Below are 2,997 nucleotides of genomic sequence, written 5' to 3'. Positions count from 1 at the left end.
TTTGCGACTTCCTTATGTTAACATTTTCATCTTTCAATGTCAACTAAGTTTTTTATTTCGTTTGTCGCTTTCAACGTTGTTGTCATCGGCGACTTGTTCTATATTACACCCCTATTCAATAATAGTCAATATTAATCTTTCACTTTTTTAGAAAAGATGAAACAGCTACTCATATTCCTCTTTATTTTTCATACATATAATTAAAATACCTGAAAGGGGTGTAGAGATTGTTCGATCCTTCCTTATTACATATCGTCAACGCCCATTCAAGAAACCCACATTATCATAAGAATTTTCCTATCATTCTATTTTGGAGCCAAAAAAGTGGTTGTACTTCTCTTGCTAAGTGGTTTTTTTATCAGATTGACTTATTACAGACAGCTCTAAATTATAGTCCTTTCATTCATAATTATGAATATGACATATACAAAAGTACACCTGCCTATAGTGTTCGACTAGGTATAGCATTACGCGAAAAACAAAAAGAAACTTTTAAGCTTGTTCGTAACCCTTATAGACGAGCAGTGAGCTCTTTCGTATCCTTAATCGCACCTCCCTATATAGAAAATCCCGAATGGAAGCCCATCCGAAAGTTTTTATATCAAGATGAAAACTCCTCCAAAGGCCTCTCATTTAAACAATTTCTATACTATCTATTCATTAATGATGCTCAAGGAAATGATATTAACCCGCATTTCACACAACAATATATAGCTGGTGAAGAAGAATATGTGACCAATTATATATACTTAGAAAACTTCGATCAGGATATGAAAGCATTAGAAAAGCGTTTCGAATTAAAAACTGCACCAATAAATGAGTTCTCAATATCATGGCATCATCAAACTCCCGCCATGATTTATAAAGGGAATTTTAGCGAAGCCGATATTACTGACCCTTTATTTCCTCGCTACCCCACTTTCGAAAGTTTTTATGATACCGAATGTATACAACTCGTTCAAACAATATTTCAAAATGATTTCAATACGTATAAATATAGTAGAGAATACCTATACTGATTTCAATCTATTATCTTTGCCAAATAAAAAAACACCTAATATATATAAGGTGTTTTTTTATATTTAAACTATATACAATATGTTACTTAGCATTCCTTACTATTCAAGTTATTCTTCTTTAATAACTTACTTATCTTTTGTCTATCTGCCCATCCTACTCCTATTAAGACTAAACTTCCTCCTATTACTATCTTCCAAGTTAAAGACTCATCTAATAAAGCAATTGAAGCAACAATACTTATTAACGGTAATGCATTTAAATATAACCCACTTACTGATGCCGAGACTGTCTCTAGTGCTCTATTCCAAAACCAATACGCTAAAATTGTTGCGCCTATAACAAGATACATTACACTAAATCCAGTCTTCCATGTTTCGATTTCTGGGAAACCATAGTAAAAAGTTTCTACCATTGCAAATGGTAATAAAATAACAGCTCCAATAATTAAAGTTAATGTTGTAAAAACCTTGTTTGATAAATACTGTTCTTGTTTTGGTCTTTTCAACAATACTGTATAGAAAGCAAATAAGAAAGTGCTTAATAAAATAAGGGTATCTCCTATTAAAGATACTTCTTGATTACCGTTACTAGATGGGATAGTAATAAGAAGTACTCCAGCAGCTCCCAATACAATACCGATCCAATAATTAAGCTGAATTTTTTCTTTCAAAAAGATCGCTGAAAAAAGAATTGTAACTAACGGTAAAGCAGCATCAATAATACTAACATGTAATCCACTTGTTAAAGAAATACCGTAGGATGTGAACATAAAGTAACCAGCTACACCAGTAAAAGATAGTAAACTCATTCTTTTCCACGGCACTTGTTTATGTACAACCGATTTTTTTAATTGTTTAAATGAAAATAGCAAACAAATTCCACCAGCGAAGAAAAGGCGAATAAATAACAAAGTAAATGGCTGAATAACTTCTAACGCCCACTTTGTTGGCGCAATGGCTGTCCCCCATAATATAACAGCCACTAATAACATGCATATTTCTTTCATAATCCCCCACACCCATCAATAATATATATTAATTACCTTAATTATAGATTTTTTGATGAATGAAATCCTTTAAAAATGAAAAGATATTGTATAAATTGAAACTTTAATCAGCGGGGGTTCACTTCAGCGCATGTCACATAGCTCAAAAGCGTTGCGAAATGTTGGCTTGTACACGATGAAACAAAGTTACTTAAACAATAACAGGATGGCTACTGTAAAAGAAGTAGATACTGCCCTGCAAGCCAATACGAATGATTGGGGCGTTCAATCAAATTCTATTCAAGCGATTCGCAGAGCCTTATATGCAGAAGTGAAGAGCTTTTTTAAAGCGTTGGAACAATGTAAGAAAAATCCTGAGCAGTTCACAGGGCGTCCGAAGTTTCCAAATTATTCTCGTTCCACTGACAAACGAATCATTGAAATCTATCAAGTCCCTAAAGTGGATAATAACGGGTATTGGATGGTTCCGATGAATGTGGCATTCAAAAAAAATTGGGTTCCATTAAAATACGTATGCCGAAAAATTTAAGACATAAAAAAATCTTCTACATTGAGATTGCACCGAAGCAAAAAAGTCGGTTCTTTGAGGTGCATGATACATATGAAATGCATGTTTCTCAAATGAAGAAACCATCCACGACTACGAGTAACGCTTTGAATTGCGATTTAGGTGTAGATAGATTAGTAAGTTGCGTGACAAATCGTGGGGTAGCATAAATGCTAGAGCGTCAAACTGTCTAGCGATAGACGAAAAGACCTAGCGCTCGAGCTCAAGCCCCCACTGAAAGGCTTTGTCTCACTGGGGGTAGTTGACTTTAAAACGTCTCCATTTCATCCTTTTCTCTCATTAAGATTACTAAATTTACGGATTATGTCATTTGATATATATAAATAAACACAAAAAACCTAAGTCGAAACGACTTAGGTTTTTGCTTGGCGACGTCCTACTCTCACAGGGACAAGGTCCCAAC

2 protein-coding genes and 1 pseudogene are annotated in these 2,997 nt (G+C 34.1%); 2 read left to right on the top strand and 1 reads right to left on the bottom strand.

Annotation, left to right across the window (positions count from 1 at the left end):
* The first annotated feature begins 227 nt into the window (after window positions 1–227).
* Window positions 228–1,019 (top strand): sulfotransferase family 2 domain-containing protein, encoded by a 792-nt coding sequence (locus BAQ46_RS21880; protein WP_000460200.1) that lies wholly within the window; start codon window positions 228–230, stop codon window positions 1,017–1,019.
* An 86-nt stretch (window positions 1,020–1,105) separates the two neighbouring features.
* Here the strand turns inward: BAQ46_RS21880 and BAQ46_RS21875 are convergent, their stop codons facing one another.
* Complete coding sequence (locus tag BAQ46_RS21875) at window positions 1,106–2,038, bottom strand: DMT family transporter (protein ID WP_001998796.1); 933 nt, start codon at window positions 2,036–2,038, stop codon at window positions 1,106–1,108.
* A 109-nt stretch (window positions 2,039–2,147) separates the two neighbouring features.
* On the opposite strand from BAQ46_RS21875, the pseudogene BAQ46_RS21870 reads away from it, so the two are divergent.
* Window positions 2,148–2,740 (top strand): annotated as a pseudogene (locus BAQ46_RS21870) (nuclease/transposase family protein); the annotation flags it as partial.
* Between the last annotated feature and the right edge of the window lie 257 nt (window positions 2,741–2,997).

Source organism: Bacillus paranthracis, assembly GCF_001883995.1.
Taxonomy (GTDB): domain Bacteria; phylum Bacillota; class Bacilli; order Bacillales; family Bacillaceae_G; genus Bacillus_A; species Bacillus_A paranthracis.
Note: the sequence above shows the minus strand (reverse complement) of the source record. Positions and strands in the feature narration are given on the sequence as shown.